The 25,653-nt window shown below is 69.9% G+C and carries 31 protein-coding genes; 23 read left to right on the top strand and 8 right to left on the bottom strand.

Translation table 11 applies throughout. The features are described from left to right. Positions 1-56: 56 nt before the first annotated feature. On the bottom strand, positions 57-410 hold the full coding sequence (locus tag A3CE_RS0125160; protein ID WP_020642885.1) for an STAS domain-containing protein: 354 nt from the start codon (positions 408-410) through the stop codon (positions 57-59). Between the two features lie 218 nt (positions 411-628). Beyond that, entirely contained in the window at positions 629-937 is a 309-nt protein-coding gene (locus tag A3CE_RS0125155; protein ID WP_020642884.1) for a WhiB family transcriptional regulator, read from the bottom strand. Positions 938-1,101: 164 nt separating this feature from the next. Between A3CE_RS0125155 and A3CE_RS0125150 the strand changes: the two genes are divergently transcribed. From A3CE_RS0125150 to A3CE_RS0125140, 3 genes are all read left to right on the top strand, one after another. Next, a complete protein-coding gene (locus tag A3CE_RS0125150; RefSeq protein ID WP_020642883.1) occupies positions 1,102-1,518 on the top strand; it encodes an ATP-binding protein in 417 nt (138 codons plus the stop codon). After that, complete coding sequence (locus tag A3CE_RS0125145; protein ID WP_020642882.1) at positions 1,515-2,294, top strand: SigB/SigF/SigG family RNA polymerase sigma factor; 780 nt, start codon at positions 1,515-1,517, stop codon at positions 2,292-2,294. Before A3CE_RS0125150 ends, A3CE_RS0125145 begins: the two co-directional genes overlap by 4 nt. Positions 2,295-2,355: 61 nt before the next feature. Then, on the top strand, positions 2,356-2,766 hold the full coding sequence (locus tag A3CE_RS0125140; protein ID WP_020642881.1) for an ATP-binding protein: 411 nt from the start codon (positions 2,356-2,358) through the stop codon (positions 2,764-2,766). Here the strand turns inward: A3CE_RS0125140 and A3CE_RS0125135 are convergent, their stop codons facing one another. Further along, positions 2,767-3,246: a MarR family winged helix-turn-helix transcriptional regulator gene (locus A3CE_RS0125135; RefSeq protein ID WP_376741618.1), complete on the bottom strand. Its 480-nt coding sequence runs from the start codon at positions 3,244-3,246 to the stop codon at positions 2,767-2,769. A 48-nt stretch (positions 3,247-3,294) separates the two neighbouring features. Here A3CE_RS0125135 and A3CE_RS0125130 point away from each other — a divergent pair, with 48 nt between their 5' ends. Further along, positions 3,295-4,281 (top strand): aldo/keto reductase, encoded by a 987-nt coding sequence (locus A3CE_RS0125130; RefSeq protein ID WP_020642879.1) that lies wholly within the window; start codon positions 3,295-3,297, stop codon positions 4,279-4,281. Positions 4,282-4,299: 18 nt separating this feature from the next. Next, positions 4,300-4,938: a nitroreductase family protein gene (locus tag A3CE_RS0125125; protein ID WP_020642878.1), complete on the top strand. Its 639-nt coding sequence runs from the start codon at positions 4,300-4,302 to the stop codon at positions 4,936-4,938. Positions 4,939-5,015: 77 nt separating this feature from the next. On the opposite strand, the gene A3CE_RS0125120 is transcribed toward A3CE_RS0125125, so the two are convergent. Next, positions 5,016-5,690 (bottom strand): HNH endonuclease family protein, encoded by a 675-nt coding sequence (locus A3CE_RS0125120; protein ID WP_026468832.1) that lies wholly within the window; start codon positions 5,688-5,690, stop codon positions 5,016-5,018. Between the two features lie 180 nt (positions 5,691-5,870). Here A3CE_RS0125120 and A3CE_RS0125115 point away from each other — a divergent pair, with 180 nt between their 5' ends. The 17 genes from A3CE_RS0125115 (at position 5,871) to hypB (ending at position 18,484) form a co-directional block, all read left to right on the top strand. After that, entirely contained in the window at positions 5,871-6,914 is a 1,044-nt protein-coding gene (locus tag A3CE_RS0125115) for a tetratricopeptide repeat protein (RefSeq protein WP_020642876.1), read from the top strand. 123 nt (positions 6,915-7,037) lie between these two features. Next, positions 7,038-7,658: a D-sedoheptulose-7-phosphate isomerase gene (locus A3CE_RS0125110; RefSeq protein ID WP_020642875.1), complete on the top strand. Its 621-nt coding sequence runs from the start codon at positions 7,038-7,040 to the stop codon at positions 7,656-7,658. Beyond that, positions 7,655-7,891, top strand: a complete 237-nt coding sequence (locus tag A3CE_RS59620) for a HypC/HybG/HupF family hydrogenase formation chaperone (protein ID WP_020642874.1) — start codon at positions 7,655-7,657, stop codon at positions 7,889-7,891. The genes A3CE_RS0125110 and A3CE_RS59620 overlap by 4 nt, the downstream gene beginning before the upstream one ends. A gap of 20 nt (positions 7,892-7,911) precedes the next feature. Further along, positions 7,912-8,595 carry a D-sedoheptulose-7-phosphate isomerase gene (locus A3CE_RS0125100; protein ID WP_020642873.1) on the top strand — a complete coding sequence of 228 codons (684 nt, stop codon included), beginning with the start codon at positions 7,912-7,914 and terminating at the stop codon, positions 8,593-8,595. Continuing rightward, on the top strand, positions 8,592-9,653 hold the full coding sequence (locus A3CE_RS0125095) for an NADH-quinone oxidoreductase subunit B family protein (protein WP_020642872.1): 1,062 nt from the start codon (positions 8,592-8,594) through the stop codon (positions 9,651-9,653). The genes A3CE_RS0125100 and A3CE_RS0125095 overlap by 4 nt, the downstream gene beginning before the upstream one ends. Before the next feature lie 13 nt (positions 9,654-9,666). Continuing rightward, a complete protein-coding gene (locus A3CE_RS0125090; RefSeq protein WP_020642871.1) occupies positions 9,667-11,463 on the top strand; it encodes a nickel-dependent hydrogenase large subunit in 1,797 nt (598 codons plus the stop codon). Next, the gene (locus tag A3CE_RS0125085) at positions 11,463-11,987 is read left to right on the top strand and encodes a NifU family protein (RefSeq protein ID WP_020642870.1); all 525 of its coding nucleotides are present in this window, start codon (positions 11,463-11,465) and stop codon (positions 11,985-11,987) included. The genes A3CE_RS0125090 and A3CE_RS0125085 overlap by 1 nt, the downstream gene beginning before the upstream one ends. Then, positions 11,984-12,601 carry a DUF5947 family protein gene (locus A3CE_RS0125080; RefSeq protein ID WP_020642869.1) on the top strand — a complete coding sequence of 206 codons (618 nt, stop codon included), beginning with the start codon at positions 11,984-11,986 and terminating at the stop codon, positions 12,599-12,601. The genes A3CE_RS0125085 and A3CE_RS0125080 overlap by 4 nt, the downstream gene beginning before the upstream one ends. Continuing rightward, positions 12,594-13,223: a DUF6084 family protein gene (locus tag A3CE_RS0125075; protein WP_020642868.1), complete on the top strand. Its 630-nt coding sequence runs from the start codon at positions 12,594-12,596 to the stop codon at positions 13,221-13,223. The genes A3CE_RS0125080 and A3CE_RS0125075 overlap by 8 nt, the downstream gene beginning before the upstream one ends. Next, the gene (locus tag A3CE_RS0125070) at positions 13,220-14,374 is read left to right on the top strand and encodes a hypothetical protein (protein ID WP_020642867.1); all 1,155 of its coding nucleotides are present in this window, start codon (positions 13,220-13,222) and stop codon (positions 14,372-14,374) included. Before A3CE_RS0125075 ends, A3CE_RS0125070 begins: the two co-directional genes overlap by 4 nt. Beyond that, positions 14,371-14,868 (top strand): hydrogenase maturation protease, encoded by a 498-nt coding sequence (locus A3CE_RS0125065; RefSeq protein WP_020642866.1) that lies wholly within the window; start codon positions 14,371-14,373, stop codon positions 14,866-14,868. Before A3CE_RS0125070 ends, A3CE_RS0125065 begins: the two co-directional genes overlap by 4 nt. Before the next feature lies 1 nt (position 14,869). Then, entirely contained in the window at positions 14,870-14,974 is a 105-nt protein-coding gene (locus A3CE_RS59920) for a DUF6893 family small protein (RefSeq protein ID WP_020642865.1), read from the top strand. A gap of 5 nt (positions 14,975-14,979) precedes the next feature. Beyond that, positions 14,980-15,252 carry a HypC/HybG/HupF family hydrogenase formation chaperone gene (locus A3CE_RS0125055; protein ID WP_020642864.1) on the top strand — a complete coding sequence of 91 codons (273 nt, stop codon included), beginning with the start codon at positions 14,980-14,982 and terminating at the stop codon, positions 15,250-15,252. An 8-nt stretch (positions 15,253-15,260) separates the two neighbouring features. Next, positions 15,261-16,388 (top strand): hydrogenase formation protein HypD, encoded by a 1,128-nt coding sequence (gene hypD / locus A3CE_RS0125050; protein ID WP_020642863.1) that lies wholly within the window; start codon positions 15,261-15,263, stop codon positions 16,386-16,388. Further along, positions 16,385-17,461 (top strand): hydrogenase expression/formation protein HypE, encoded by a 1,077-nt coding sequence (gene hypE, locus A3CE_RS0125045; protein WP_020642862.1) that lies wholly within the window; start codon positions 16,385-16,387, stop codon positions 17,459-17,461. The genes hypD and hypE overlap by 4 nt, the downstream gene beginning before the upstream one ends. Next, positions 17,461-17,796 carry a hydrogenase maturation nickel metallochaperone HypA/HybF gene (locus A3CE_RS0125040; RefSeq protein WP_020642861.1) on the top strand — a complete coding sequence of 112 codons (336 nt, stop codon included), beginning with the start codon at positions 17,461-17,463 and terminating at the stop codon, positions 17,794-17,796. Before hypE ends, A3CE_RS0125040 begins: the two co-directional genes overlap by 1 nt. After that, positions 17,789-18,484 (top strand): hydrogenase nickel incorporation protein HypB, encoded by a 696-nt coding sequence (gene hypB / locus A3CE_RS0125035; RefSeq protein WP_020642860.1) that lies wholly within the window; start codon positions 17,789-17,791, stop codon positions 18,482-18,484. The genes A3CE_RS0125040 and hypB overlap by 8 nt, the downstream gene beginning before the upstream one ends. On the opposite strand, the gene hypF is transcribed toward hypB, so the two are convergent. Further along, positions 18,441-20,591 (bottom strand): carbamoyltransferase HypF, encoded by a 2,151-nt coding sequence (hypF, locus tag A3CE_RS0125030; RefSeq protein ID WP_026468829.1) that lies wholly within the window; start codon positions 20,589-20,591, stop codon positions 18,441-18,443. The two genes, hypB and hypF, sit on opposite strands and share 44 nt — an antisense overlap. 104 nt (positions 20,592-20,695) lie before the next feature. Here hypF and A3CE_RS0125025 point away from each other — a divergent pair, with 104 nt between their 5' ends. Then, a complete protein-coding gene (locus A3CE_RS0125025; RefSeq protein WP_020642858.1) occupies positions 20,696-21,997 on the top strand; it encodes an aspartate aminotransferase family protein in 1,302 nt (433 codons plus the stop codon). Positions 21,998-22,070: 73 nt separating this feature from the next. On the opposite strand, the gene A3CE_RS0125020 is transcribed toward A3CE_RS0125025, so the two are convergent. The 3 genes from A3CE_RS0125020 to A3CE_RS0125010 all read right to left on the bottom strand — a co-directional run bounded on the left by A3CE_RS0125020 (position 22,071) and on the right by A3CE_RS0125010 (position 25,627). Continuing rightward, positions 22,071-23,420, bottom strand: a complete 1,350-nt coding sequence (locus tag A3CE_RS0125020; RefSeq protein WP_020642857.1) for a cellulose binding domain-containing protein — start codon at positions 23,418-23,420, stop codon at positions 22,071-22,073. Further along, positions 23,417-25,036 carry a glycosyl hydrolase family 18 protein gene (locus A3CE_RS0125015; protein ID WP_020642856.1) on the bottom strand — a complete coding sequence of 540 codons (1,620 nt, stop codon included), beginning with the start codon at positions 25,034-25,036 and terminating at the stop codon, positions 23,417-23,419. Before A3CE_RS0125015 ends, A3CE_RS0125020 begins: the two co-directional genes overlap by 4 nt. A gap of 249 nt (positions 25,037-25,285) precedes the next feature. Continuing rightward, complete coding sequence (locus tag A3CE_RS0125010) at positions 25,286-25,627, bottom strand: hypothetical protein (RefSeq protein ID WP_020642855.1); 342 nt, start codon at positions 25,625-25,627, stop codon at positions 25,286-25,288. Positions 25,628-25,653 lie beyond the last annotated feature (26 nt).

Genomic DNA, 25,653 nt, shown 5'->3' with positions numbered 1-25,653 from the left:
TTGCCGCCCCCAGGGTTCCGCGAACCGAAATCAGTCCGCGGAACCGTAGCGGGCGGTCAGGCTTGGGGGTCCTCCGACACGCTCAGGTGTTCGGCCACGCCGGTGAGTTCGATCACCCGGCTCACCGCGGGACTCGGGACGAGCTCGAGTTCGACGTCCTGCTCGCCGGCCTGGCGTTGTGCGCGGAGCACCACGTTCAGCGCGGAGGAATCGAAGAAGGTCACCCCGGTCAGATCGGCCACGACCCGCTGCGCGCGCTTGTCCGCGATCAGCCCGGCCAGGGCCTCCTGCAGCTGCGGGCTGGTCAGCAGATCGAGCTCGCCGGTGACCACCACCCGGGGCTCCGTCGCGTCGGTGTCCAGCGTGATGCCGAACCCGGGCGGGGTGGCGTTCTGGTCGGCTGCGGGCATGCAGTTTCTCCTCGTCAGGCGCTGCTCCTGCGCCGGGTACGCGCCTGCTGTCTCAAGCGGCAACCGTGTCACCGTGCCCTTCCGAAGCTCGCGCCCGGCACGGTCAAGGCAACTCCGGGGCCAACCCTAACCCAGGAAGCGACCGAGCCCGCCACGGCCGCCGTCCTTTCGCTTTCACTGCTCACGAGGGATCAAATCCTGCCTGCTCAGGGCTCTGCTCAGTGCGCACTCATCGCCTTCCGCGCCGCCCTGCGCTGGCGCAGGAAAAGCTGCCGCCGTTCGATCTCCCCGAGGCCGCCCCAGATGCCGTACGGCTCCTGTACCGTCAACGCGTGCTGACGGCACTGGGCCAGGACGGGGCAGGTCTGGCAGATGGCCTTGGCCCGCGACTCGCGCCGCTCCCGCGCCGAACCCCGCTCGTTGTCCGTGTGGAAGAAAAGGCTGCTGTCCGCACCCCGGCACGAGCCGCTCAGCTGCCATTCCCACTCTTCAGCAACCACGATGGGCAGCCGGCTCACGTCAGCCATGTCGTCCCTGCCTTTCCCAGGATCTCCCGTGTCGACCGCTACATGCCCGCCGGTGAAGCGGATCAAACCCGGGTTTGGTTTGCTCACACCACGGGCATCTCGCCGACGGGCGTGAACAGGACACCGCCGCACACCTGGAGCGCGAGCCGGAGAAAGGAACAAACGTGGAGGACAACGCCCCGCTCGTCCCGGAAGGCGCACAGGTCATCGAGGTGCGGACAGCAGCGATCCCGCACGTCGTACCCACCCTGCGGACCATCGTGGCCGACATCGCGATGCGTCAGGACTTCGACCTCGACGCCGTCGAAGACCTCCGGATGGCGGTGGACGAGGCCTGCTCGCTGCTGCTTCCCGCCAGCTCGGACGGCCGGCTGACCTGCGTCTTCTCCTGGAGCGGGCCGCGCATCGAGGTCTCGGTGTCGGTGCTGGCGGACAGCGCCGAGCACGAGGACGACGCCGGCCTGTCGTGGCAGCTGCTGACCGCGCTCGCGACGAGCGCGCAGCGCACGGTCACCCCGGAGAACGGCCGCTACCTCTCCCGGGTCGACCTCGTGCGGGAGAGCCAGGCGACGGACTCGTGACCGAACCCGCCGGGAGCAGCGGGAACGACCTCGACGTCGGCGCGCTGTTCACCCAACTCGCTGCCCTGCCGGCGGACTCGCCGGAGCGCGACCGCATCCGCGACACCCTCGTGCGCGCGCACCTGGAGCTGGCGCGCAACCTGGCCCGGAAGTTCCGCAACCGCGACGAGGCGATGGAGGACCTGGTCCAGATCGCCACGGTCGGGCTGATCCACGCCGTCGACCGGTTCGACCCCGGACAGGGAACGGATTTCCTCGCCTTCGCGGTGCCCACCATCTCCGGGGAGCTGCGGCACCACTTCCGGGACAACAGCTGGTCGGTACGGGTGCCGCGGCGGCTCAAGGAGCTGAACGCGAACATCTCCGGCGCGCGCGAAGAGCTCACCGTGCAGCTTTCCCGCGCGCCGAAGCCGAGTGAGATCGCCGCGCGGCTCGGCGTGCCCATCGAAGACGTCTACGAGGGCCTTCGCGCTGGTCAGGGCCGCTACGGCGCGTCGCTGGACCACCTGCTCGAGAACGCGGCGCACACCCGGTTCGGGGCGCCGGACGCCGAGCTCGGCCAGGCCGAGCTCCGCGAGGCGCTGCGGCCGATGCTCGAGAGCCTGCCGGAGCGGGAGCGCAAGATCGTCGCGCTGCGGTTCGGCTCGGGGATGAGCCAGTCGGACATCGCACGCCGTGTCGGGGTGTCCCAGATGCAGGTATCGCGGTTGCTGGCTGCGACGCTGAAGAAGCTGCGTTCGGGCCTGGACGAATCCGAGCTGGCGGAGGGCACCTGATTAGCCGCACCCCCGCTTGGGTACTTCGCGGGCGGACCGAACTCACTGGGAGGGGGACCCGATGACGACGTCGAGACTGCCGCAGCGCACGGCTCCGGCAGCCGCCCGGGTGAGGGTGCTCCTCCCGGCCGACGTCACGGCCCCGGCGCTGGCCCGGCACGAGGTCCGGATGGCGATGCTGCGCTTCGGCGTGCGCGAGGACCGGCTGGACGACGTCCTGCTGGCGACGTCTGAGCTGGTCACGAACGCCTTCGAGCACGGCGAACGGCCCCAGCGGCTGGAGCTGGAGTACCGCGACGGGCGGCTGACGTTGCGGGTGCACGACACCGGCCGGATGCTGCCCGAGCTGCGGGCGCCGTCCCCGGCCGAGGCCCGCAGCCGCGGGCTCGTCCTGGTCCAGGCGCTGTCCCTGGCCTGGGGCTTCGAACGCTGCCCCGGCGGCAAGTACGTCTGGGCGGTCTTCCCGCTTTGATCAGCGCAGTTCCCGGGCGGCCACGGTCTCCTCGATCCGCCGGCGGAACGGCTTGCGCTCCAAGGCTTCCATGATCGCGTCCAGCAGGGCGCGCAGCGAGTACGGCAGCTCCGCTTCCAATGCCGCCGTCGCCTCGGTCGTCGCCGTCCACTCCGCCTCGATCAGCGGCAGCAGGTCGCGCGTCTTCGCGGTGAGCGAGACGATCCGCTGCCGGGCGTCGGCACCCGGCTCGAGGTGCACGAAACCGGCGCGGCTCATCTGCGCGACGGTCTGGCTGGCCGCCGAGTGCGTCACGCGCATCTCTTCGGCGAGGTCGCGGATGGCCAGCGGGCCGCGCGCGAGCAGCGCCCGCACCACCGGCGAGTACCGCGGCCGGTAGCCGTCGAGGCCGATGTCGGCGAGGAACCTCGCGACGTCGCCGTCGAGGATCTCGAGGACGTGCCGCATCCGGGTCCCCAGCCCTTCCGGACCCGAACTCATGGCCATGACGGCCGATCATAGGCGCCGGTCGTGTGCTTGGATCGCGACATGGAGAACCGGAAGATCGCCCGCCTGGGCCGCGAGGTGTCCGTCGTCGGGCTCGGCTGCTGGCAGCTCGGGGCGGACTGGGGCGAGGTCGACGAGCACGACGCCCTGGCCGTGCTGCACGCCGCGGCGGACGCCGGCGTCACCTTCTTCGACACCGCGGACGTCTACGGCGACGGCCGCAGCGAGCGGCTGGTCGGCCGGTTCCTCGCCGAGCGCGGGGACGTCTTCGTGGCGACCAAGATGGGCCGCCGGGCCGAGCAGGTGCCGGAGAACTACGTCGCCGCGAACTTCCGCGAGTGGAACGACCGGTCGCGCCGCAACCTCGGCGTGGACACCCTCGACCTGGTCCAGCTGCACTGCCCGCCCACGCCGGTGTACTCCTCCGACGCGGTGTACGACGCGCTCGACGCGATGGTCGACGAAGGCCGGATCAAGGCGTACGGCGTGAGCGTCGAGACGTGCGAGGAAGCGCTGACCGCGCTGGCGCGGCCGAACGTCGCCTCGGTGCAGATCATCCTGAACTGCCTCCGGCTCAAGCCGCTGGAGCGCGTGCTGCCCGCGGCGGCGGAGGCGGGCGCCGGGATCATCGCGCGGGTGCCGCTGGCGTCGGGCCTGCTGTCCGGCCGCTACACGGCGGAGACGACGTTCGCCGAGAACGACCACCGCAACTACAACCGCCACGGCGAGGCGTTCGACGTCGGCGAGACGTTCTCCGGCGTGCCGTACGAGGCCGGGCTCGAGGCCGTCGAGCGGCTGCGCGGGCTCGTGCCCGCCGAGCAGACGCTCGCGCAGTTCGCGTTGCGGTGGATCATCGACCAGCCGGGCGTGAGCACGGTCATCCCGGGCGCGCGGAACGCTTCGCAGGCTTCGGCGAACACGGCGGCGGCTTTGCTTCCGCCGTTGTCTGTGTCGTCTTCGGAGGCGCTGGCGGGCGTTCGCGAGACGTACGACGAGCTGATCCGGCCGCTGGTGCACGACCGCTGGTAGGCCCGGCATGATGGGCCGATGATGACGCCCGAAGAGCTCCTGACCACCACGAGGACCGTGCGGAAGCGGCTCGACCTGGACCGGCACGTGCCACTCGAACTGGTGAAACACTGCGTGCACGTGGCACTGCAGGCGCCGAGCGGCTCGAACACGCAGCGGTGGCAGTGGCTGGTGGTCACGGACGCGGACCAGCGCGCCGCGCTCGGGCGCATCTACCGCAAGGCGTGCCAGGAGTACCTCTCGTCCGACCGGGCGGCGGGCAAGCTCTTCGCCGACGACCCGGCGCGGGCCCCGGTGCAGCAGCGGGTCGGCGACAGCGTGGCGTACCTGGCGGACCGCATGGGTGACGTGCCGGTGCTGGTCGTCCCCTGCCTGGAGACGGAGTCGGCGGAACTGCCGGCGGGCAACCAGGCGGGGCTGTGGGCGTCGCTGCTGCCGGCGGTGTGGAGCTACATGCTGGCGGCGCGCTCGGTGACGCTGGGCACGGCGTGGACGACGCTGCACCTGAAGTACGAGCAGGAGGCGGCGGAGGTGCTGGAGCTGCCGAAGAACGTGCACCAGGCGGCGCTGATCCCGACGGCGTTCTACACGGGCGAGACGTTCAAGCCCGCCGCCCGACAACCCCTGGACGAGGTCCTGCACCTCGACCGCTGGTGAAGTCCGTGAATGGCACATTGAGGGACTTGAAGTCCCTCAATGTGCCATTCACGGACTTGGGGGCTGGGGTAGCCGGCTCAGCAGCGGCGGAGCATGTCGGTCAAGGCGGTTTTCTCGGCCTGCGTGATGGTGAGCCCGTAGTAGTGCTTCACGACGATCCAGTCGGTCGCGTAGGTGCACCAGAACGCCACGAGCGGCGGCTTCCACTGGTCGGGCGCCTTGTCGCTCTTCTGCTGGTTGACGTTGTCGGTCACGGCGAACAGCTGCGGCCGGGTCAGGTCGTTGGCGAACTGCTCGCGTTTCTCGGTCGTCCACGACTTCGCGCCGCTGGCCCATGCCTGCCCGAGCGGGACCATGTGGTCGATGTCGACGTCGGTGGCCTTCGTCCAGGTCTCCTCGTCGTAGACGCTGGTCCAGGTCCCGGACGTCGGCTTGCAGTCCTTGTCGGTCTTGACGTCCTTGCCGTCGCGCTTGAGCACGACTTCGCGGGTGTCGCAGCCGGAGCCCTGGCTGTCCCAGTGCGGGAACTTCTCGCGCGAGTAGCCGTCCATCGACGTCCGCGCGGCGATGGTCAGCTCGTCGAGCTGCTTCTGCGCGTCGGCCGCGCCGACCGGAACCGGCGCCCCGGACGTCGGCGGCGTCGCGCCCGCGCCCCTGCTCGTCGCCCAGTAGCCGAAGAGGGCCACCGCCAGGACGGCGACTACCAGCAGGATCCGGTGCGTCACGCTCAGCCGAAAGCTTCGGGCCGCCACGATTTTCTCCTCTCACCTGCGCGTGCGCGCGGCGTAGTGTCACCTCTGCCGGTGCGGGAAAATCGCGCCGACACGACGACCTGGCGCGAATGTGACCTCGCACACCCCCAGCGGGACCTGTCACACCGAGCCGATCCTCTGCGACTACCGGAGCAGGACCCATCCGGGAGGGAGCAGCCGATGCCCGGTCGGCTCAAGAAGTTCGACGAGTTCTTCCAGCGCAAGGCCGCCGAGGGCGGCAACGTCGTCGCCATGGCCCGGATGGGCGCGGCGATGCGCGAGCGCGGAGAACTCGCCGAAGCCGAAGCCTGGTACCGGAAGGCCGCCATGGGCGGCGACCGCGTCTCGATGACGGCGCTGGCCCACCTCCTGGCCGACCGCGGCGTCCGGGACGAGGCCGAGCGCTGGTACCACGAAGCGGCGCTGGCCGGCGAGCCCCACGGGATGCTGAACCTGGCCCGGGCGTACGAGCGGCGGGGGAAGCGCGAAGAGGCCCAGCACTGGTACGGCGAGGCGGCCGACGCCGGCGACCTGCCCTCGATGGCCGCGCTGGGGCACCTGCTGCGGGAACAGGGTCAACCCGAAGAGGCCGAGCCGTGGCTGCGCCAGGCCGCCGACGCCGGCCTCACCGGCGCGATGATCGACCTGGGGCTGATGCTGCGCGACCGCGGCCAGGCCGCGGAGGCGGCCCGCTGGTGGCGGTCGGCGGTCCTGGCCGGCGACTACGCGGCGACCTGCCCGCTCGGCAGGCAGGCCGAGCGCAACGGCAGGCCGGGCGACGCGGAGTCGTGGTACCGCCAGGGCGCGAGCGGCGGCCACTTGGAGGCGATCGTCCGGCTGGGGCTCCTCCTGCACCGCCGCGGCGACCTGGAAGAGGCCGAGCGCTGCTACCTCGACGCGGCCGAGCGCGGCGACCCGGCGGCGATGACCAACCTGGGTGTGCTGGCCCGCAACCGCGGCGACGAGGGCGAAGCGGCGGCCTGGTACCGCAAGGCCGCCGAGCACGGCAGCGTCCCGGCGCTCACCAACCTGGGCCACCTCGCCGAGCACCGCGAGGACCTGGCCCAGGCCGAGCAGTGGTTCCGCCGGGCGGCCGAGACGGGCGACGTCCAGGGGATGCTCAGCCTGGCGCGCATGCTGCGGGCCCGGGGGTCGGCGCATGAGGCCGAACACTGGCTCGCCCGCGCGGAGCACGTCCAGGACGACCGCGAGCACCAATTCTGAGCGGCTGATCGGACTCACCCGGGGGAGCACAGACCCCATCGATCTATTGTGTGATCCAACTCACAGTTCTAGCCTGGGATGGGACTCTCACCGCCGAGTAGCAGCCCTCGAGGAAGTGCCGCGATGTCGTGGTCACCGAATCACCCGGACTCCGTCGACGCTCTTTTCGAGCGCCGCAGGGCACCCGTGCTCGCCCTGGCCGACGACGCCAGGACGGTGGCCGAGGCGTGCCACGGCATGGCGCGGCGCTTCCACCGCGGCGGCAAGCTCGTGGTGTTCGGCAACGGCGGCCCCAGCACCGACGCCCAGCACGTCGCGGTCGAGTTCGTCCACCCGGTGATCGTCGGCAAGCGCGCGCTGCCGGCGCTGTCGCTGACCGCCGACGTCGCGACGGTCACCGGCGTCGCCAACCGCGTCGGCCTCGAAGACGTCTTCGCCCACCAGCTGCGGATCATCGGCGAGCCGGCCGACATCGCGCTGGGCATCTCGGCCGACGGCGGCTGCGCCAACGTCCGCCGCGGCCTCGAAACGGCCCGGGACGCCGGCATGCTCACCATCGCGCTGACCGGCGGCGACGGCGGGGCGATCGCCGCGACGCCCGGGCTCGACCACGTCCTCGTCGCCCGCTCGGCCGACCCGCGCGTCGTCAAGGAGGTCCACGTGACCACCTACCACGTGCTGTGGGAGCTGGTGCACGTCTTCTTCGAGCAACCCGGTGTGCTGACTCCGGAGGTGGCGTCGTGAGCGCCCGTGACGCCGACAGAGAAGCCGGCCCCGTCTGCCACGACGGGGTTTGCATCACCTGCTCCGACACCGCGGTCGAGGTGACCGTGGTCGAGCTCCTCGAACACGAGCTCGCTGTCGTCGACACCGGAAGCACCCGGGAAGAGGTCAGTGTCGCGCTGGTCGAGGCCGGCGTCGGCGACCGCGTCCTCGTGCACGCCGGAGAAGCCATCGCACGCCTGGAGAAGTCCTAGCCGCGGGAGTTGAGCGCCGGATGACCCGGGAACGCCCGGTCGACGGTCTCGAAGAGCTGTACCCGTTCCTCTACTCGGGCACCAGTGACCTCGACGCCGTCCTCCGCCAGGTGGAACAGTCCACTGTGGACAAGGTGCACGAGATCGTCGCCCTGCGCGGCGACGTCCTCGCGGCCGACCGCGACCGCCTGTTCGCGTGCGCGCAGGACCTCGCGCGCGCGTTCCGCGGCGGCGGCCGGCTGCTCGCCTTCGGCAACGGCGGAAGCTCGACCGACGCGCAGGACCTCGCCAGCCTGTTCCTCAGCCCGGCGGGCGACGCGAAACCGTTGCCCGCCTTCGGGCTGACGAACGACATCGCGGTGGTGACCGCACTCTCCAACGACATCGGGTTCGACGTCGTGTTCGCCCGGCAGATCGGTGCGTTCGGGCGCCCCGGCGACATCGCGGTGGGCCTGTCCACCAGCGGGAACTCCGCGAACCTGGTGCGCGCTTTCGACGAAGCCGCCCGGCGCGGCCTGGTGACCGTCGGCATCGCCGGCTACGACGGGGGAAAGATGGCCGAGCTCGACAGCATCGACCACCTCTTCGTCGTCCCGTCACCGTCCGTGCACCGCATCCAGGAAGCCCAGACGACCCTTTACCACGCGCTGTGGGAGCTGACCCTCGGCGCGCTCGACGACCTCGCCAAGGGTGATCAGCCGTGACGCATGCCGCAGAGAAGTCCGAGACCGAAGAACAGCCCATCCACATCCTCTGGATCAACGCGGGCCTGTCCTGCGACGGCGACTCCGTCGCACTGACCGCAGCCACCCAGCCGAGCATCGAGGAAATCGTCCTCGGCGCTTTGCCCGGCCTGCCCAAGATCGCGGTCCACTGGCCGTTGATCGACTTCGAATGCGGCCCCGACAAGGGGGCCGACACGTTCATCGAATGGTTCTACAAGGCCGACCGCGGCGAGCTGGAGCCGTTCGTGCTGGTCGTCGAGGGTTCGATCCCGAACGAGGCGATCAAGGAGGAGGGGTACTGGTGCGGGTTCGGGAACAACCCCGAGACCGGCCAGCCGATGACGACCAGCGAGTGGCTGGACCGCCTGACACCCAAGGCGCTGGCCGTCATGGCCGTCGGCACCTGCGCCACCTACGGCGGCATCCACGCGATGGAGGGCAACCCGACCGGCGCCATGGGCGTGCCCGACTACCTGGGCTGGGACTGGAAGTCCGGCGCCGGCATCCCGATCGTCTGCGTGCCCGGCTGCCCGACCCACCCGGACAACCTGTCCGAGACCATCACCTACCTGCTCTACCAGGCCGCCGGGCAGGCGCCGATGATCCCGCTCGACGACCACCTGCGGCCGCAGTGGCTCTTCGGCGCGACCGTGCACGAGGGCTGTGACCGCGGCGGCTACTACGAGCAGGGTCAGTTCGCCACCGAGTACGGCTCCCCGAAGTGCCTGGTCAAGCTGGGCTGCTGGGGCCCGGTCGTGAAGTGCAACGTGCCGAAGCGCGGCTGGATCAACGGCGTCGGCGGCTGCCCGAACGTCGGCGGCATCTGCATCGGCTGCACCATGCCGGGCTTCCCGGACAAGTTCATGCCGTTCATGGACGAGCCGCCGGGGGCGAACGTGTCGTCGCTGGCCAGCGGCGCGTACGGGTCGGTGATCCGCCGGCTGCGGAAGATCACCGAGCGCAAGGCCGACACCGAGCCGAAGTGGCGGCACAAGGGCACCAAGCTCGACACCGGCTACCAGTCTTCCCAGCGCTGAAAGGGGCTCGGTCATGACGCAGACGGAAACCGGCAAGGGCATCAGCACCAAGGGCAAGACCGAACTCGTCGAAATGGCGTGGGACCCGATCACCCGGATCGTCGGCAGCCTCGGGATCTACACGAAGATCGACTGGGCGCAGAAGAAGGTCGTCGAGTGCCACAGCACGTCCTCGGTCTTCCGCGGCTACAGCATCTTCATGAAGGGCAAGGACCCGCGCGACGCGCACTTCATCACCAGCCGGATCTGCGGGATCTGCGGCGACAACCACGCGACGTGCTCGGTCTACAACCAGAACATGGCCTACGGCGTCCGCCCGCCGCACCTCGGCGAGTGGATCATCAACCTCGGCGAGGCCGCCGAGTACATGTTCGACCACAACATCTTCCAGGAGAACCTGGTCGGGGTCGACTACTGCGAACGGATGGTCGCCGAGACCAACCCCGGCGTCCTGGAGCTGGCCAACCGCACCGAGGCACCGCACGCACGTGACCACGGGTACAAGACCATCGGCGACATCATGCGCTCGCTCAACCCGCTGGAAGGCGAGTTCTACCGGGAGGCCCTGCAGGTTTCCCGGAGCACGCGCGAGATGTTCTGCCTGATGGAGGGCAGGCACGTCCATCCGTCCACTTTGTACCCGGGCGGCGTCGGCACGGTCGCGACCGTGCAGTTGTTCACCGACTACCTGACCCGGCTGATGCGCTACGTCGAGTTCATGAAGCGCTGCCTGCCGATGCACGACGACCTCTTCGACTTCTTCTACGAAGCCCTGCCCGGCTACGAAGAAGTCGGGCGGCGGCGGATCCTGCTCGGCTGCTGGGGCAGCCTGAACAACCCGGAGTACTGCGACTTCACCTACCGGAACATGGAGTCCTGGGGCCGGAAGATGTACGTGACGCCGGGCGTGGTCGTCGACGGCAAGCTCGTCACGACCAGCCTGCTCGACATCAACCTCGGCATCCGGATCCTGCTCGGCAGCTCGTTCTACGAGGACTGGGCCGACCAGCCGATGTTCGTCACGCAGGACCCGCTCGGCAACCCCGTCGACCAGCGCCACCCGTGGAACCAGCACACCATCCCGCGGCCGGCGAAGCGCGACTTCGACGGCAAGTACTCGTGGACGATGTCGCCGCGCTGGTTCGACGGCAAGGACCACCTGGCCCTCGACACCGGCGGCGGCCCGATCGCCCGGCTGTGGGTGACCGCGCTGGCCGGGCTCGTCGACACGCCGTACCTGAAGTCGACGGGCCACAGCGTCGTGATCAACCTGCCGCGCACGGCGACCAAACCCGAGGTCACCTTCGAGTGGAAGATCCCGAAGTGGAGCAACGCGCTGGAGCGCAACCGCGCCCGGACGTACTTCCAGGCGTACGCGGCCGCGCTTGCGCTGCACTTCGCCGACCAGGCCCTCGGTGAGGTCCGCAAGGGCAACACCAAGACATGGGAGCCGTTCAAGGTCCCCGACGAAGGCGTGAGCTGCGGCTTCACCGAAGCGGTCCGTGGCGTGCTCTCGCACCACATGGTGATCAAGGGCGGCAAGATCGCGAACTACCACCCGTACCCGCCGACGCCGTGGAACGGCAGCGTCCGCGACAGCTTCGGCACGCCGGGGCCGTACGAGGACGCCGTGCAGAACACGCCGATCTTCGAGGAGAACACGCAGGAGAACTTCAAGGGCATCGACATCATGCGCGCGGTCCGCAGCTTCGACCCGTGCCTGCCCTGCGGCGTCCACATGTACACCGGGTCCGGCAAGGTGATCGAACGCCTGCACACCCCGCACGCGTTCGGTGGGGAGCTCGGCTGATGACCGACGTCGACCGGGTCGGCGAGCGCATCGAGCGGCTGCTGGGCAGGTTCTCCGGCGAAGACGCCGAACTCGCCGAGGAGCTCGTCCACACGCTGCTCGAGTTCTACGGCGCCGGCCTGGCCCGGATCGTCGAGGTCGTCGGCTCGGATCGTGCGCTGCTGGACCGCCTCGCCGAGGACGACCACGTCCGCGGCCTGCTCGTGCTGCACGACCTGCATCCCCGGTCGACGCACGAGCGGGTCGCCGAGGCGCTCGACAAGGTCCGGCCGTACCTGGGTTCGCACGCCGGCGACGTCGAGTTCGTCGGGATCGACGACGGTGTCCTGCGGCTGCGGCTGCGGGGCACCTGCGACGGCTGCCCGTCGTCGACGGTCACCGCGAAGTACGCCATCGAACGCATGGTCCGGGAGGTGGCGCCGGAGATCTCCGACGTCGTCGTCGACGGGGTCGTGCCGGAAGAGACCGGTCCGGGCGGGCGGCCGCTGCTGCCGCTGGTCCCGTGTCCCGTGGAGGTTCCGTGACGGGCGGCCTGCGCAGGTTCCGCACCCTCGCCCCGCGCGCCGCGCCGGGCGAGCGGTGCGAGATGTGCGCGGAACCGGTCGGCGCGGAGCACGGGCACGTCATCGACCTCGAGTCCCGGACGATCCTGTGCACCTGCCGGGGCTGCTACCTGCTCTTCACCCACCGCGGGGCGGGCGGGAAGCGGCACCGGGCGGTGCCGGACCGGTTCCGGCACGCGCCGCGGTTCGGGCCGGGCACGGCGTTGTGGGAGTCGGCCGGGATCCCGGTGAAGACAGCGTTCCTGTTCCGCAACTCGGTGCAGGAGCGCCCGGTCGCGTTCTACCCGAGCCCGGCGGGCGCGACCGAGTCGCTGCTGCCGCTGGGCACGTGGGACGAGCTGCTGGCGGACACGCCCGCGTTCGCCGACATCGCCGACGACGTCGAAGCCCTGCTGCTGAACCGGCTCGACCTCGGCTTCGAGTGCTTCCTGGTGCCGATCGACGTCTGCTACGAGCTCGTCGGGCTGGTCCGGTCGACCTGGCGGGGCTTCGACGGCGGCACCGAGGCGCACGAGGCCATCGACGGGTTCTTCGCGCGCCTGCGGGAGCGCAGCGAGGTCGTGGCCGATGGCTGAGCTGACCTTCGACTGCATCGACGTCCGGCCGCTGAAGTACGCGGCCTCCCCGACGCTGGCGTTCAAGCTGCGGATCTCCGAGCTGACCGGGCAGCCCGTGCACGCGATGGTGCTGCGCGTCCAGATCCGCATCGAGCCGCAGCGCCGCCGGTACGCCGACGACGAGTCGGAGCTGCTCACCCACCTCTTCGGCGAGCGGTCCCGGTGGGGCGAGACGCTGAAGCCGTTCCAGTTCACTTCCGTGTCGGTGACCGTGCCCGGGTTCGCCGGTGCCACCGAGGTCGACGTCGAGGTGCCGTGCACCTACGACCTCGAAGTCGCGGCCGGCAAGTACTTCCACGCGCTGACCGAGGGCGTCGTGCCGATGGTGCTGCTGTTCAGTGGCACCGTGTTCGGCAAGGGCGGCCCGGGGTTCTGGGTCGAGCAGGTGCCGTGGCACACCCAAGCCGAGTGCCGGATGCCGGTGGCCGTCTGGGACGAGCTGATGTCCCGCTACTTCCCGAACGTCGCGTGGATCAAGCTGCCGCGGGAGACGGTGGACGCGCTGCTCAAGTACAAGGCCCGGCACGCGATCCCGACCTGGGAAGCCGCGGTCGAGCAGCTGCTGGCCGGTGGGCCGTGAACATCCTCGAGCAGGCCCGCGCGGTCGGCGACGCCGTGCTCTACGAGGGCTACCTCCTCTACCCGTACCGGGCGTCGGCGGGGAAGAACCGCGTGCGCTGGCAGTGGGGCGTGCTGATGCCGCCGTCGTACGCGTCGGCCGAGATCGGCGAGCACTCCTCCGCCCGCGTCGAGTGTCTCGTCGAACCGGCGGACCACACGATCCTGCACGTCAAGCTGCGGTTCCTCCAGGCGCGAACGCGGCCCGGCTCCACGTGGGACGAAGCCGTCGAGCACGAGATCGACTTCGAGCTGCCGCTTGCGGAACTCCCGGTCGAGACGCCGTTCCCCGTGCCGGGCGACGGGCAGCGGACGCACGAGCTGTCCGGCGTCCTCACCGCGCGGGTCGACCCGCTCGACGGGCCCTTCGGTGGCGCCCGGCTGCGGCTCGACCTGCACAACACAACGTCGTGGCCGTCCGACGGTGTCCGCGCGCACGCCCTGCGGCACGCGCTGCTCGCCGCCCACCTCGTGCTCAGCGTCGGCGCCGGCCACTTCCTGTCGATGCTGGACCCGCCGGAGTGGGCGAAACCGGCCGTCGAAGCCTGCCGGCAGGAGCGGCTGTGGCCGGTGCTGATCGGCGACACCTCGCGCAGCACGGTGATGCTCGCGTCGCCGATCATCCTCTACGACGCCCCGGCGATCGCGCCGGAAAGCCCGGGTGACCTCTTCGACGGCACCGAGATCGACGAGATCCTCACGCTGCGCACGATGACGCTGACCGACGAGGAGAAACGCGAGGCCAGGGCCACCGACCCTCGGGCGGCGGCCATCGTCGACCGCGTCGACACGATGCCGCCCGAGCTGCTGGAGCGGCTGCACGGCGCGATCCGGTCCGTGCAACCGGTCGAGCCTTCGGTGATCGTCGCCGGTGTCCGCGTCGCCGAAGGGTCTCGCGTACGCCTGCGGCCGAACCTCCGTGGCGCGGACGCCCAGGACATGTTCCTCACCGGCAAGACCGCCACCGTCCGGGCCGTGTTGTCCGATGTGGACGGTGCAACGCACGTCGCGGTGACCCTCGACGACGATCCCGGCGCCGACCTGCAGCACGCGCACGGCCGGTACCGCTACTTCTCCCCCGACGAGATCGAACCCCTGGAGGTCGCGGAATGAGGCCACGAGTCCTGGTCGCCGGCATCGGCAACATCTTCCTGCGCGACGACGGCTTCGGTGTCGAAGTCATCAAGGAGCTGGAGGGCACCGACCTGCCGCCCTGGGTGCAGATCGCCGACTACGGCATCGCCGGCATGCACCTCGCCTACGACCTGATGGGCGGCTACGACACGACGATCCTGCTCGACGCGACCCCGCACGGCCGCCCGCCCGGCACGCTGTCGCTCATCGAGGCCGATACCGAAGACCTCGCGGCCGCGGCGTCGATCGACGCGCACGGCATGCAGCCGGACGCGGTGTTCCGGCTGTTGCGCCTGCTCGGCGGCGACGCCGGGCGCGTGCTCGTCGTCGGCTGCGAACCGGCTTGCCTCGACGAAGGGATCGGGCTGTCGCCCGAGGTGACAGCGGCCATTCCGGCCGCGGTCCGCGCCGTCACCGAGCTCGCCTGGGGAACCAGTCCCGAGCTGCCGCTCAAGGAGAAGACGGAGGTCTGAGATGAAGCGTCTGCTGTTCCTCGCCGTGCTGCTCGGCGGCGCGACCTGGCTGGCCAAGCAGTTCGAGCCCGACATCCGGCGGTACCTCGAGATGAGCCGGATGTAACGGCCGTGTGCCTCGGGATCCCGGGCGAGATCATCGAAATCAGCGAGGAGCGACCGGACCTCGCGAAGGTGTCCGTGAGCGGTGTCAAGCGCACCATCAACATCGGGCTGCTGGCCGACGACCCGCCCGCGCCGGGCGAGTGGATCCTCATCCACGTCGGCTTCGCACTGTCCAAAATAGACGAAGCTGAGGCCGCGGCCGCGCTGGAGTTCCTCGAGAGCATCGGCAAGGCGTACGAGGACGAAATGGCCGCTCTTCTGGAATCCCGGATCGAGTAGGAGTCGTCATGCGTTTCGTCGACGAGTTCCGCGACGCGGAGAAGGCGCGGGCGCTGTCCGCGAAGATCACGTCGCTGTGCGAGCCGGGCCGCCACTACAAGTTCATGGAGGTCTGCGGCGGGCACACGCACACCATCTACAAGCACGGCCTCGAGGACTACCTGCCCGAGAGCATCACGCTGGTGCACGGGCCCGGCTGCCCGGTGTGCGTGATCCCGATGGGCCGCGTCGACGACGCCATCCACATCGCCCGGCAGCCCGGCGTGCTCATGACGTCGTTCGGCGACATGATGCGCGTGCCCGGGTCCGGCGGGAACTTCTTCGACTCCAACGCCGAGGGCACCAACATCCGGATGGTCTACTCGCCGCTCGACTCGCTGAAGATCGCGCGGCAGAACCCGGACCTGCGCGTGGTGTTCATGGCCATCGGGTTCGAGACGACCACGCCGTCGACCGCGATGACGCTGCTGCGCGCGGCCGCCGAGGGCATCGAGAACTTCTCGGTGTTCGGCAACCACGTCACGATCATCCCGGCGATCAAGGCCATCCTCGACTCCCCCGACCTGCGGCTCGACGGCTTCATCGGCCCGGGGCACGTCTCCACGGTGATCGGCTGCCGTCCGTACGAGTTCATCGCGCGCGACTACGGCAAGCCCGTCGTCGTCGCCGGGTTCGAGCCCCTGGACATCCTGCAGTCGATCTACATGTTGATGCTGCAGCTGTCCACCGGGAGGTCGGAGGTCGAGAACCAGTACTCGCGGGTCGTGCCGTGGAACGGGAACATCGTCGCGTTGAAGGTGATCAACGAGGTCATGCAGCTGCGGCCGTACTTCGAGTGGCGCGGCCTCGGGTTCATCACGCACTCGGCGATGGCGATCCGCGAGAAGTACGCCGCCTTCGACGCCGAGCGGATCTTCGAGATCCCCGGCCTGCGCGTCGCGGACCCGAAGGCGTGCCAGTGCGGCGAGGTGCTCAAGGGCGTGCTGAAGCCGTGGGAGTGCAAGGTGTTCGGCACCGCGTGCACCCCGGAGACGCCGATCGGGACGTGCATGGTCTCACCCGAAGGCGCCTGCGCGGCGTACTACAACTTCGGCCGGTTCAGCCGTCAGCGCGTCCGGGAGGCGAGCCGCGCATGACCACCACCGAACGCGAGCAGCAGGTCCTCGACCGCATCGAACGAGCGCGGCGGCGGCGCGCGAAGGTGCGAGAAGAGCGCATCACGCTGTCGCACGGCGCGGGCGGCAAGTCGACGCACACGCTGATCGAGGCCGTGTTCCTCGACGCGTTCCGCAACCCGTTGCTCGAGCCGCTGGAGGACGCGGCGTCGCTGACCATCGGCGACGCTCGCCTGGCCCTGACCACGGACTCCTACGTCGTCTCGCCGCTGTTCTTCCCCGGCGGGAACATCGGCGACCTCGCGGTCAACGGCACGGTCAACGACCTCGCCGTGTCCGGCGCGCGACCGCTGTACCTGACCGCGGGATTCATCCTCGAAGAGGGCTTTCCCGTCGAGGACCTGCTGAAGATCGTCGAGTCGATGAAGACCGCCGCCGAAGCGGCCGGCGTCCAGATCGTCACCGGCGACACGAAGGTCGTGCAGCGCGGCAAGGCCGACGGCGTCTACATCAACACCGCGGGGGTCGGCGTGCTCATGCACACCGGGCTCGGCGTCGCCACCGCGAAGCCCGGAGACGCCGTCCTCGTCTCCGGGCCGATCGGCGACCACGGCGTCACGATCATGCTGGCCCGCGGTGAACTCGACATCGACGCCGACCTCGAGTCCGACACCGCGCCGGTGCACGAACTGGTGGCCGGGCTGCTGGCCGCGGTGCCCGGCGTGCGCGCGATGCGGGACGCGACCCGCGGCGGCGTCGCCACCATCCTCAACGAGATCGCGAAGGCGGCGGAGGTCGCTGTGGTCGTCGACGAGAAGGCCGTCCCGGTGCGCGAGGAGGTCCGCGGCGCGTCGGAGCTGCTCGGCATCGACCCGCTGTACGTCGCTTGCGAAGGCCGGATCGTGGTCGTCGTCGACGGCTCGCAGACTGACGACGCGCTGACCGCGTTGCGCTCGCACCCGCTCGGCGCGGACGCCGCCGTGATCGGGCGCGTCGCCGTCGACCCGCCGGGGATCGTGCTGCTGAACACCGCGTTCGGTGGCACCCGGATCGTGGACCTGCTGGTCGGGGACCCGCTGCCGAGGATCTGCTAGTGCACGAAATGGCGATCACGCAGTCGGTCGTCGACGCGATCGTCGCCCGCCTCGGCGAGGCGGCGGTTTCGTGCGTCCGGCTCGAGATCGGCCGGCTGTCCGGCGTGGTGCCGGACAGCGTCCGGTTCTGCTTCGACGTCCTCTGCGCGGGGACGTCCCTCGAAGGCGCCCGGCTGGACATCGCCGAGCCGCCGGGCCAGGCGCGCTGCCGCGACTGCGGCGACGAGTTCACGCTCGACGACTTCATCCTGCTGTGCCCCTGCGGCAGCGCCGACGTCGCGGTGCTCGCGGGACGCGAACTGCGCATCACCTCGGTGGAGGTCGGCCATGTGTGACACCTGCGGCTGCTCGGATTCGGACGTCCGGATCACCGACCACGCGCACACGGTGGTCATGGAGCAGGACATCCTGGCGAAGAACGACGAACTCGCGTCGCACAACCGCACGCACCTGCGTGAATCGGAGGTCTTCGCGATCAACCTGATGAGTTCGCCCGGCGCCGGGAAGACGACCCTGCTGGAGCGGACCATCCGGTTCCTGGGCACGCCCTGCGCGGTGATCGAAGGCGACCAGGAGACGCTGCTCGACGCCGAGCGGATCAAGGCCACCGGCGCGCCGGTCGTGCAGATCAACACCGGCGCGGGCTGTCACCTGGACGCGTCCATGCTGCACCGGGCGCTGCATTCGCTGGCGCCCGCACGCGGCTCGACGCTGTTCATCGAGAACGTCGGCAACCTGGTCTGCCCGGCGTTGTTCGACCTCGGCGAGGCGGCCCGGGTCGTGGTCCTTTCGGTGACCGAGGGGCCCGGGAAGCCCCTGAAGTACCCGCACATGTTCGCCGCGACGGACCTCGTGCTGCTGAACAAGGTCGACCTGCTGCCGTACGTCGACTTCGACGTCGCCGAGTTCGAGCGGGACACGCGGCGGGTCAACCCTTCAGCGGCGATCCTCCCGGTCAGCGCGACGCGCGGCGACGGCCTCACCGAGTGGTACGACTGGCTACGGCGACCTGACCGAAGCTGATCCCGCCGTCGTTGGTGGGCACCCGCCGGTGGGTCAGGACGCGGAAGCCTTGGGTCTCGAGTTCTTCGACGGTCCGGTCGAGCAGGAGGACGTTCTGGAACACCCCGCCGGAGAGCGCCACGGTGCCGCTGAGGTCCCGGAAGCGGTCGCAGGTCCGCGCGATCGCGTCGGCCACCCCATTGTGGAAGCGGGCGGCTCTCTTCGCTCTGCTTCCGGGGTCGTCCAGGAGGGCGGCGATGAGGTCTTCGCCGTGGATTTCCTCGTCGATCCGAGCACGGTAGGCGGACTTCTCGGCCGGGTCGGCCAGCTGCTCCAGCTCGATGGCGGCCTGGCCTTCGTAGGTGACGGTGTCCCGGACGCCGAGGAGCGCGGCAGCGGCGTCGAAGAGGCGTCCGGCACTGGAGGTCAGGGGTGAGTTGAGGCCACTGCGCTTGAGCTTCACGATGTCGTCGCGCGCCGGCCGCCCGAGTTCGTCCACATAGGACGCAGCCATCCGCCAGGGCTGCCGGATGGCTTGGGCGCCACCGGGCATCCGGACTGCTTTCAGGTGGGTGAGCCGCCGGTAGGTCGTGAGGTCGGCGAGGAGGAACTCGCCGCCCCAGACGGTGCCGTCGGGACCGAAGCCGGTGCCGTCGAAGGCGACGCCGAGGACCGGGCCGTCCTCGCCGTTGTCGGCCAGGCAGGCGGCGATGTGGGCGTGGTGGTGCTGGACGCCGAGCAGCTCGACGTCCTGATCGAGCGCGTATTTCGTCGACAGGTACTCGGGGTGCAGGTCGTGCACTACGACGACGGGATCGATGGCGAAGAGGCGTTCGAAGTGGGCGATGCCTTCGGTGAAGGACTTGAACGTCTCGTAGTTCTCGAGGTCGCCGATGTGGTGCGAGACGAAGGCGTGGCGGCCCTTGGCGAGGCAGAAGGTGTTCTTGAGCTCGGCGCCGCAGCCGAGGAGGTGCTTTTTCGTTTCGAGCCGGACCGGCTCGGGCGCGTAGCCGCGTGAACGCCGCTGGAGCTGCTCTCGCCCCCGCACGATGCGCACCACGGAGTCGTCGGTCCGGACGTGGATCGGCCGGTCGTGGGTCAGGAAGGCGTCGGCGATGCCCTCGAGGCGGCCGAGGTCTTCGTCGCGGTACACGATGGGCGCGTCGGAGACGTTCGCGCTGGTCAGCACGATGGGTCCGGTGTGCTCCAGCAGCAGGTGGTGCAGCGGGGTGTAGGGCAGCATGAGCCCGATCCGCCGGTTGCCGGGCGCGACGGCGTCCGCGAGCTCGGCCTTCTTCGGCAGGAGGACGATGGGCCGCCTTCGGTTCGTCAGCACTTCTTCGGCTGCCGTGCTGACTTCGGCGAGTTCCCGGGCTTGCGTCAGGTCGGCGACCATGACGGCGAACGGCTTGTCCTCGCGGTGCTTGCGCTGCCTGAGCCGTCGCGCGGCTTCTTCGTGCCTTGCTCCGACGGCGAGGTGATAGCCACCCAGCCCTTTCACCGCGACGACCGCGCCTTGCTCCAGCGCTTCGGCGGTTTTTCGGATCGGATCGCCGCCGCCGGGCTCGAACCGCAGCGTGGGCCCGCAGGTGGGACAGCAGACGGGCTGGGCGTGGAACCGCCGGTCGGCCGGGTCCTCGTATTCCTGCTTGCACTCGGCGCACATCGCGAAGCCGGCCATGGTGGTGAGCGGCCGGTCGTAGGGCACACCCTGGACGATGGTGAACCGCGGGCCGCAGTTCGTGCAGTTCACGAAGGGGTACCGGAACCGCCGGTCAGCAGGGTCGCGGAGGTCGCGAAGGCAGTCGGCGCAGGTGGCGGAATCGGCGGAGATCAGCGTGTCGGCGTCGCCGCCGGCCGGGCTGGCCAAGATGCGGAACCCGGTCTCCCCGGTCGCCGGGATCTCTTCGACGCCGACTTCGTCGACGACGGCCAGCGGCGGCGCCTGGGACCGGAGTCCGGCCACGAAGGCTCTCACCTGCGAAGGTGGGCCCTCGACCTCGGCGAAGACCCCGTGGACGTCGTTCCCGGCGAACCCGGCGAGCGCGAGCCGCCGCGCGAGCTGGTGGACGAAGGGCCGGAACCCCACGCCCTGCACCACCCCGGCGACCCTGACCGCCACTCGCACGTGATCAGTCTGCGCCCCTGCCGGCCCATTCGGCCAGCGCAGGCAGGTCCGGCTGCTGCCGCGGAGATGGACGTGTCGCTCGACGCGGCCTTACCGTCGACGGCATGGCTGCGGAATTCTGGGCGGACGTCGACCGGCACCTCGTGCGCTACGGCGGCACCTTCACCCGCGAGATCATCGACCACGCCGAAGGCAGTTTCGTCTTCACCGAGGACGGCCGCCGGATCCTCGACTTCACCTCCGGGCAGATGAGCGCGATCCTCGGGCACTCGCACCCGGAGATCGTCGCCACCGTCCGGCGGCAGGTCGGGCAGCTCGACCACCTGTTCAGCGGCATGCTGAGCCGCCCGGTCGTCGACCTCGCGCGGCGGCTCGCCGGGACACTCCCGGCGCCGCTGGAGAAGGCGTTGCTGCTGACCACCGGGGCCGAGTCGAACGAGGCCGCCGTCCGGATGGCCAAGCTCGTCACCGGCAAGCACGAGATCGTCTCCTTCGCCCGCTCGTGGCACGGCATGACGCAGGGCGCGGCGAGCGCCACCTACAGCGCCGGCCGTCGCGGGTACGGGCCGGCCGCGCCCGGCAACTTCGCCATCCCGGCGCCGAACGCGTACCGGCCGGACTTCACCGACGCCGGCGGCCACCTCGACTGGCGGCGCCAGCTCGACTTCGGCTTCGACCTGATCGACGCGCAGTCGGTCGGCAGCCTGGCCGCGTGCCTGGTGGAGCCGATCCTCAGCTCCGGCGGCGTCATCGAGCCGCCGCCCGGCTACTTCGCCGCCCTGGCCGCGAAATGCCGTGAACGCGGGATGCTGCTGATCCTCGACGAAGCCCAGACCGGGTTGTGCCGCACGGGGAACTGGTACGCGTTCGAGCGCGACGGCGTCGTCCCCGACATCCTGACGCTGTCGAAGACACTCGGCGCCGGGTTGCCGCTGGCGGCCGTGCTGACCAGCGCCGAAATCGAGCAGGAGGCGCACGAGCGCGGATTCCTGTTCTTCACGACGCACGTGGCGGACCCGCTGCCGGCGGCGGTCGGCAACACCGTCCTCGACGTACTGGTCCGCGACCGGCTCGACGAGCGCGCGGTCGAGCTGGGCGTTCTGCTGCGGAAGGGGCTGGAGGAGATCGCTTCCCGGCACGACGTCGTCGGCGACATCCGCGGCCGCGGCCTGCTGGCCGGACTGGAACTGGTCGTGGACCGCGAAACCAAGCGCAGTTCGGACGCGCTGGGCGCGCACGTCACGCAACGCTGCCTCGAGCTGGGCCTGCACATGAACATCGTGCAGCTGCCCGGGATGGGCGGGGTGTTCCGGATCGCCCCGCCGCTGACGGCGTCCGAAGAGGAGATCGCGCTCGGCTTGGAGATCCTCGACCAGGCGATCGGGGACGCCGTCAAGACACTCTGACGACGCGAAAGGCCTCCTTGCCGGCCCGGGGAGCCGGCAAGGAGGCCTTCATTCGACTACGTCAGAAGCCCAGTCAGAAGCCTGCTGTCACCTTTGTGAAGTCCCAGTCGTTCTGCGCGATGCCACTGCAGGTCGACTGCACGCCGCCGCCGGGGCAGCCGCGGTCGCGGTTGACCGACCAGAACGCCAGGCGGGCGAGCTTGTTCGTCTTGGCCCAGTTCGTGATCTGGGTCCAGGCCGGCAAGCTCGTCAGCTCCTGCTGGTCGGACAGGCCGTTCATGCCCGAGATGCCCAGGTGGCCGTACGCCGTGGCGTCGCTCCACCCGAACGTCGATTTCAGCTTGTCCCGCAGGCCGTTCGCGGCGCTCACCGTGCTCGCGTACATGTCCGCGCCGCCGCCGAAGTCGAACGGCATGATCGTGTAGATGTCCACGTTGGCACCCAGCGCCTTCGACTGGTCGATGAGCCGGTTGCCGTAGTAGTTCGGGCCGGTCGTCGACGTGCCGAACGTCAGGATCGTCTGGATACCCGGGTTGTTCTGCTTGACGATCTTCAGCGCGCCCAGGATGCGGTCCTGCACGGCCTCGTTCTCGAACTCGTCGGAGTTCTCGATGTCGATGTCGATCGCCTTGAGCCCGTACGCGTTGATCACCTGCTGGTAGGCACCGGCGAGCGCGGCGGACGTCGAGCAGGCCGGGCCGAGCTTGGTGCCGCTCCAGCCGCCGAACGACGGGATGACCTGGCCACCCGCCGCCTTGATCTGCGCGATCGCGTTCGCGTCCGCGCTGCCCGACAGCGGACGGCTGCTGTCCCACGCCGGGTTGCAGCCACCTGAGGCGTTGACGAACGCCATGGTGAACCACTTGATCCCGGTCGCGTTCATCACCGTCTGCGGGTTCGGCGGGTTGCCCCAGCCCAGGTACAGGTACGGCGCACCGCGGCCACCCGCCGGAGGCGGTGTCGTCGTGGTCGGCGGCGTCGTCGTCACAGGCGGCGTGGTCGTGGTCGGAGGTGTCCCCCCGGCCGCACACGACCCACCGTTGAGCTTGCAGTTCGACGGCGCGACGTACGAACCGGAGTACGCCACGTTGAACCCGAAGTTCGCGCTACCGCCGTTGGCGACGTTGCCGTTCCACGTGTTCTTGACGGTGACGTGCTGACCGGACGCCGTGTAGCTGCCGTCCCACAGCGACGAGATCTTCGCGCCGCTCGGCAGATCGAATTCGACCGTCCAACTGGGCAACGTCGAACCCGAGCCGTTGGCGATCGTGTACTTGCCCTCGTAGCCGGTGCCCCAGTCGGAGCCCTTGCTGAAGGTCGCCGAGACCCCGCCGGCCGCGCTGGCCGGGGCGATCACGAGCATCGCGCCGATCGTGGCGGCCGCGGCCGCCAGCCCGAGTGCGGGCAGCCACCCGCGCCTCATGACAGGCCGTTCTTCATCGCCGTGATGAGCTCGCCGCCCGTGGTGTCACCGGTCAGCTCCCAGAAGAAGGCGCCGCCGAGACCCTGCTGCTTGGCGTAGGACATCTTCCCGCCGATGGTCGACGGGGTGTCGTAGCTCCACCAGTTGCTGCCGCACTTCGCGTACGCCGTGCCGGCGATCGTGCCGGTCGACGGGCAGGAGTTCTTCAGGACCTTGTAGTCCTCGATGCCCTGCTCGTACGTGCCCGGCGCCGGGCCGGTCGCCGTGCCACCCGGCGTGCTCTGCGTGACGCCGGTCCAGCCACGGCCGTAGAACCCGATGCCCAGCAACAGCTTGCTCGACGGGACACCCTTGCTCTTGAGTTTTTGGATCGCCGCGTCGGAGTAGAAGCCGGCCGTCGGGATGCCGGAGTACGACGTCAGCGGCGAGTGCGGAGCCGTCGGGCCCTGCGCCGCCCAAGCGCCGAAGTAGTCGTAGGACATCACGTTGTACCAGTTGACGTACTGCGCGGCGCCGCCGTAGTCGGCGACGTCGAGCTTGCCGCCGCTGCTGCCGTCCGCCGTGATGGCCGACGTGATCAGGAACGACGAGCCGAACTTCGCCCGCAGCGCGCCCATCAGGTTCTTGTAGGCCGCCGCGCCGCTGGTGTCGCAGGACAGGCCGCAGGCGTTGGGGTACTCCCAGTCGATGTCGATGCCGTCCCAGATGTCCGCCCAGCGCGGGTCCTTGAGCAGGTTGTAGCAGGACTGCGCGAACGCGGCGGCGTTCTGCGCGGCCTGGCCGAAGCCGCCGGAGTAGGTCCAGCCGCCGAACGACCAGATCACCTTCAGGCCGGGGTGCAGCTTCTTCAGCTTCCGCAGCTGGTTGAAGTTGCCGGCCACCGGCTGGTCCCAGGTGTCGGCGACGCCGTCGACGCTGCCCGCGGCGTCGTAGGTCTTCTGGTAGTCGGCGTACGGGTCGTCGTTCGCCGAGCACTGCCCGTTCGTCACGTTGCCGAACGCGTAGTTGATGTGGGTCAGCTTGCTCGCCGAGCCGGACGTCTCGATGTTCTTGACGTGGTAGTTGCGGCCGTAGACGCCCCACTGCACGAAGTAGCCGACGTTCTTCAGCCCGCCCGGCGGGGGCGGCGGAGTGGTCGTCGGGGTGGTGGGGGTCGTCGGGGTCGTGGTCGGCTGCGTCGGGGTCGTCGGCGTGGTGGTCGGTGTGCCGCCGCCGGCGTCGCAGGAGCCGCCGTTCAGCTTGCAGTTCGACGGCGCGACGTACGAACCGGAGTAGGCGACGTTGAACCCGAAGTTCGCGCTACTGCCGTTGGCGACGTTGCCGTTCCACGTGTTCTTGACGGTGACGTGCTGACCGGACGCGGTGTAGCTGCCGTCCCACAGCGACGAGATCTTCGCGCCGCTCGGCAGATCGAACTCGACGGTCCACGACGGGAGAGTCGACCCGGAGCCGTTGTTGACCGTGTACTTGCCTTCGTAGCCGGTGCCCCAGTCGGAGCCCTTGCTGAAGGCGGCGCTGACGCCACCGGCGGCGCTCGCCGGCACGGTGACGATCCCGACCGCGAGCGCGCCGACCGCGGTGAACAGACCGAGGAGGTGCCATCTCTTCCTGGACATCGCTCTCCTTTGAGCCAGGTATCGGACGGCGGAAACCCACACCACCGGCGGGGACCAGGGCGGTGTTTTGCGCCGTTTGCGCAAACGGTACGTGGTCCAGACCAATGAGGGAAGTGTCACCACGAAGAGTGATCAATGGTCAAGACCACTGCTCGGCATGGGGCCCGGGCTGGTCCAGTCCAGTTACGCTCCGGCACCGGCCGAGAGGCCCTTCCGGCGAACCGGAAGGGCCTCTCGGGGTTCGATCGCTCAGGAGCCGGGCAGCACCTTGTCGGGCCCGGGGCGCACCTGACGCGGGACGCCGCCCGGCTTCGCGGAAGACCGGGGCCGGACGTAGGCGTAGAACAGCGTGCCCACCAGGAGCGCGACACCGCCCCACATCGCCACGGTGCCGACGGTGTGCCAGGTTTCGGCCTTGGCGCACAGGGTCGAATGCGTGAGCTCGGTGCCGATCTGGCCGATCACGGTGTTGCAGACGCGCAGGCCGGTGTTCGTCACCACCCGCGTCACCAGGCCGGCGAGGGCCAGGAGGACGGCGAGGACACCGGAAAGGATGCGCAGGGCGAGAGATCCGCGGTAGGTCGTGGACATGGTCGTGGCCTTTCTGCCGGAAGGGG

It is taken from the genome of Amycolatopsis balhimycina FH 1894 (genome assembly GCF_000384295.1).
Classification (GTDB): Bacteria; Actinomycetota; Actinomycetes; order Mycobacteriales; family Pseudonocardiaceae; genus Amycolatopsis; species Amycolatopsis balhimycina.
This window is presented reverse-complemented; position numbering and strand designations above follow the sequence as displayed.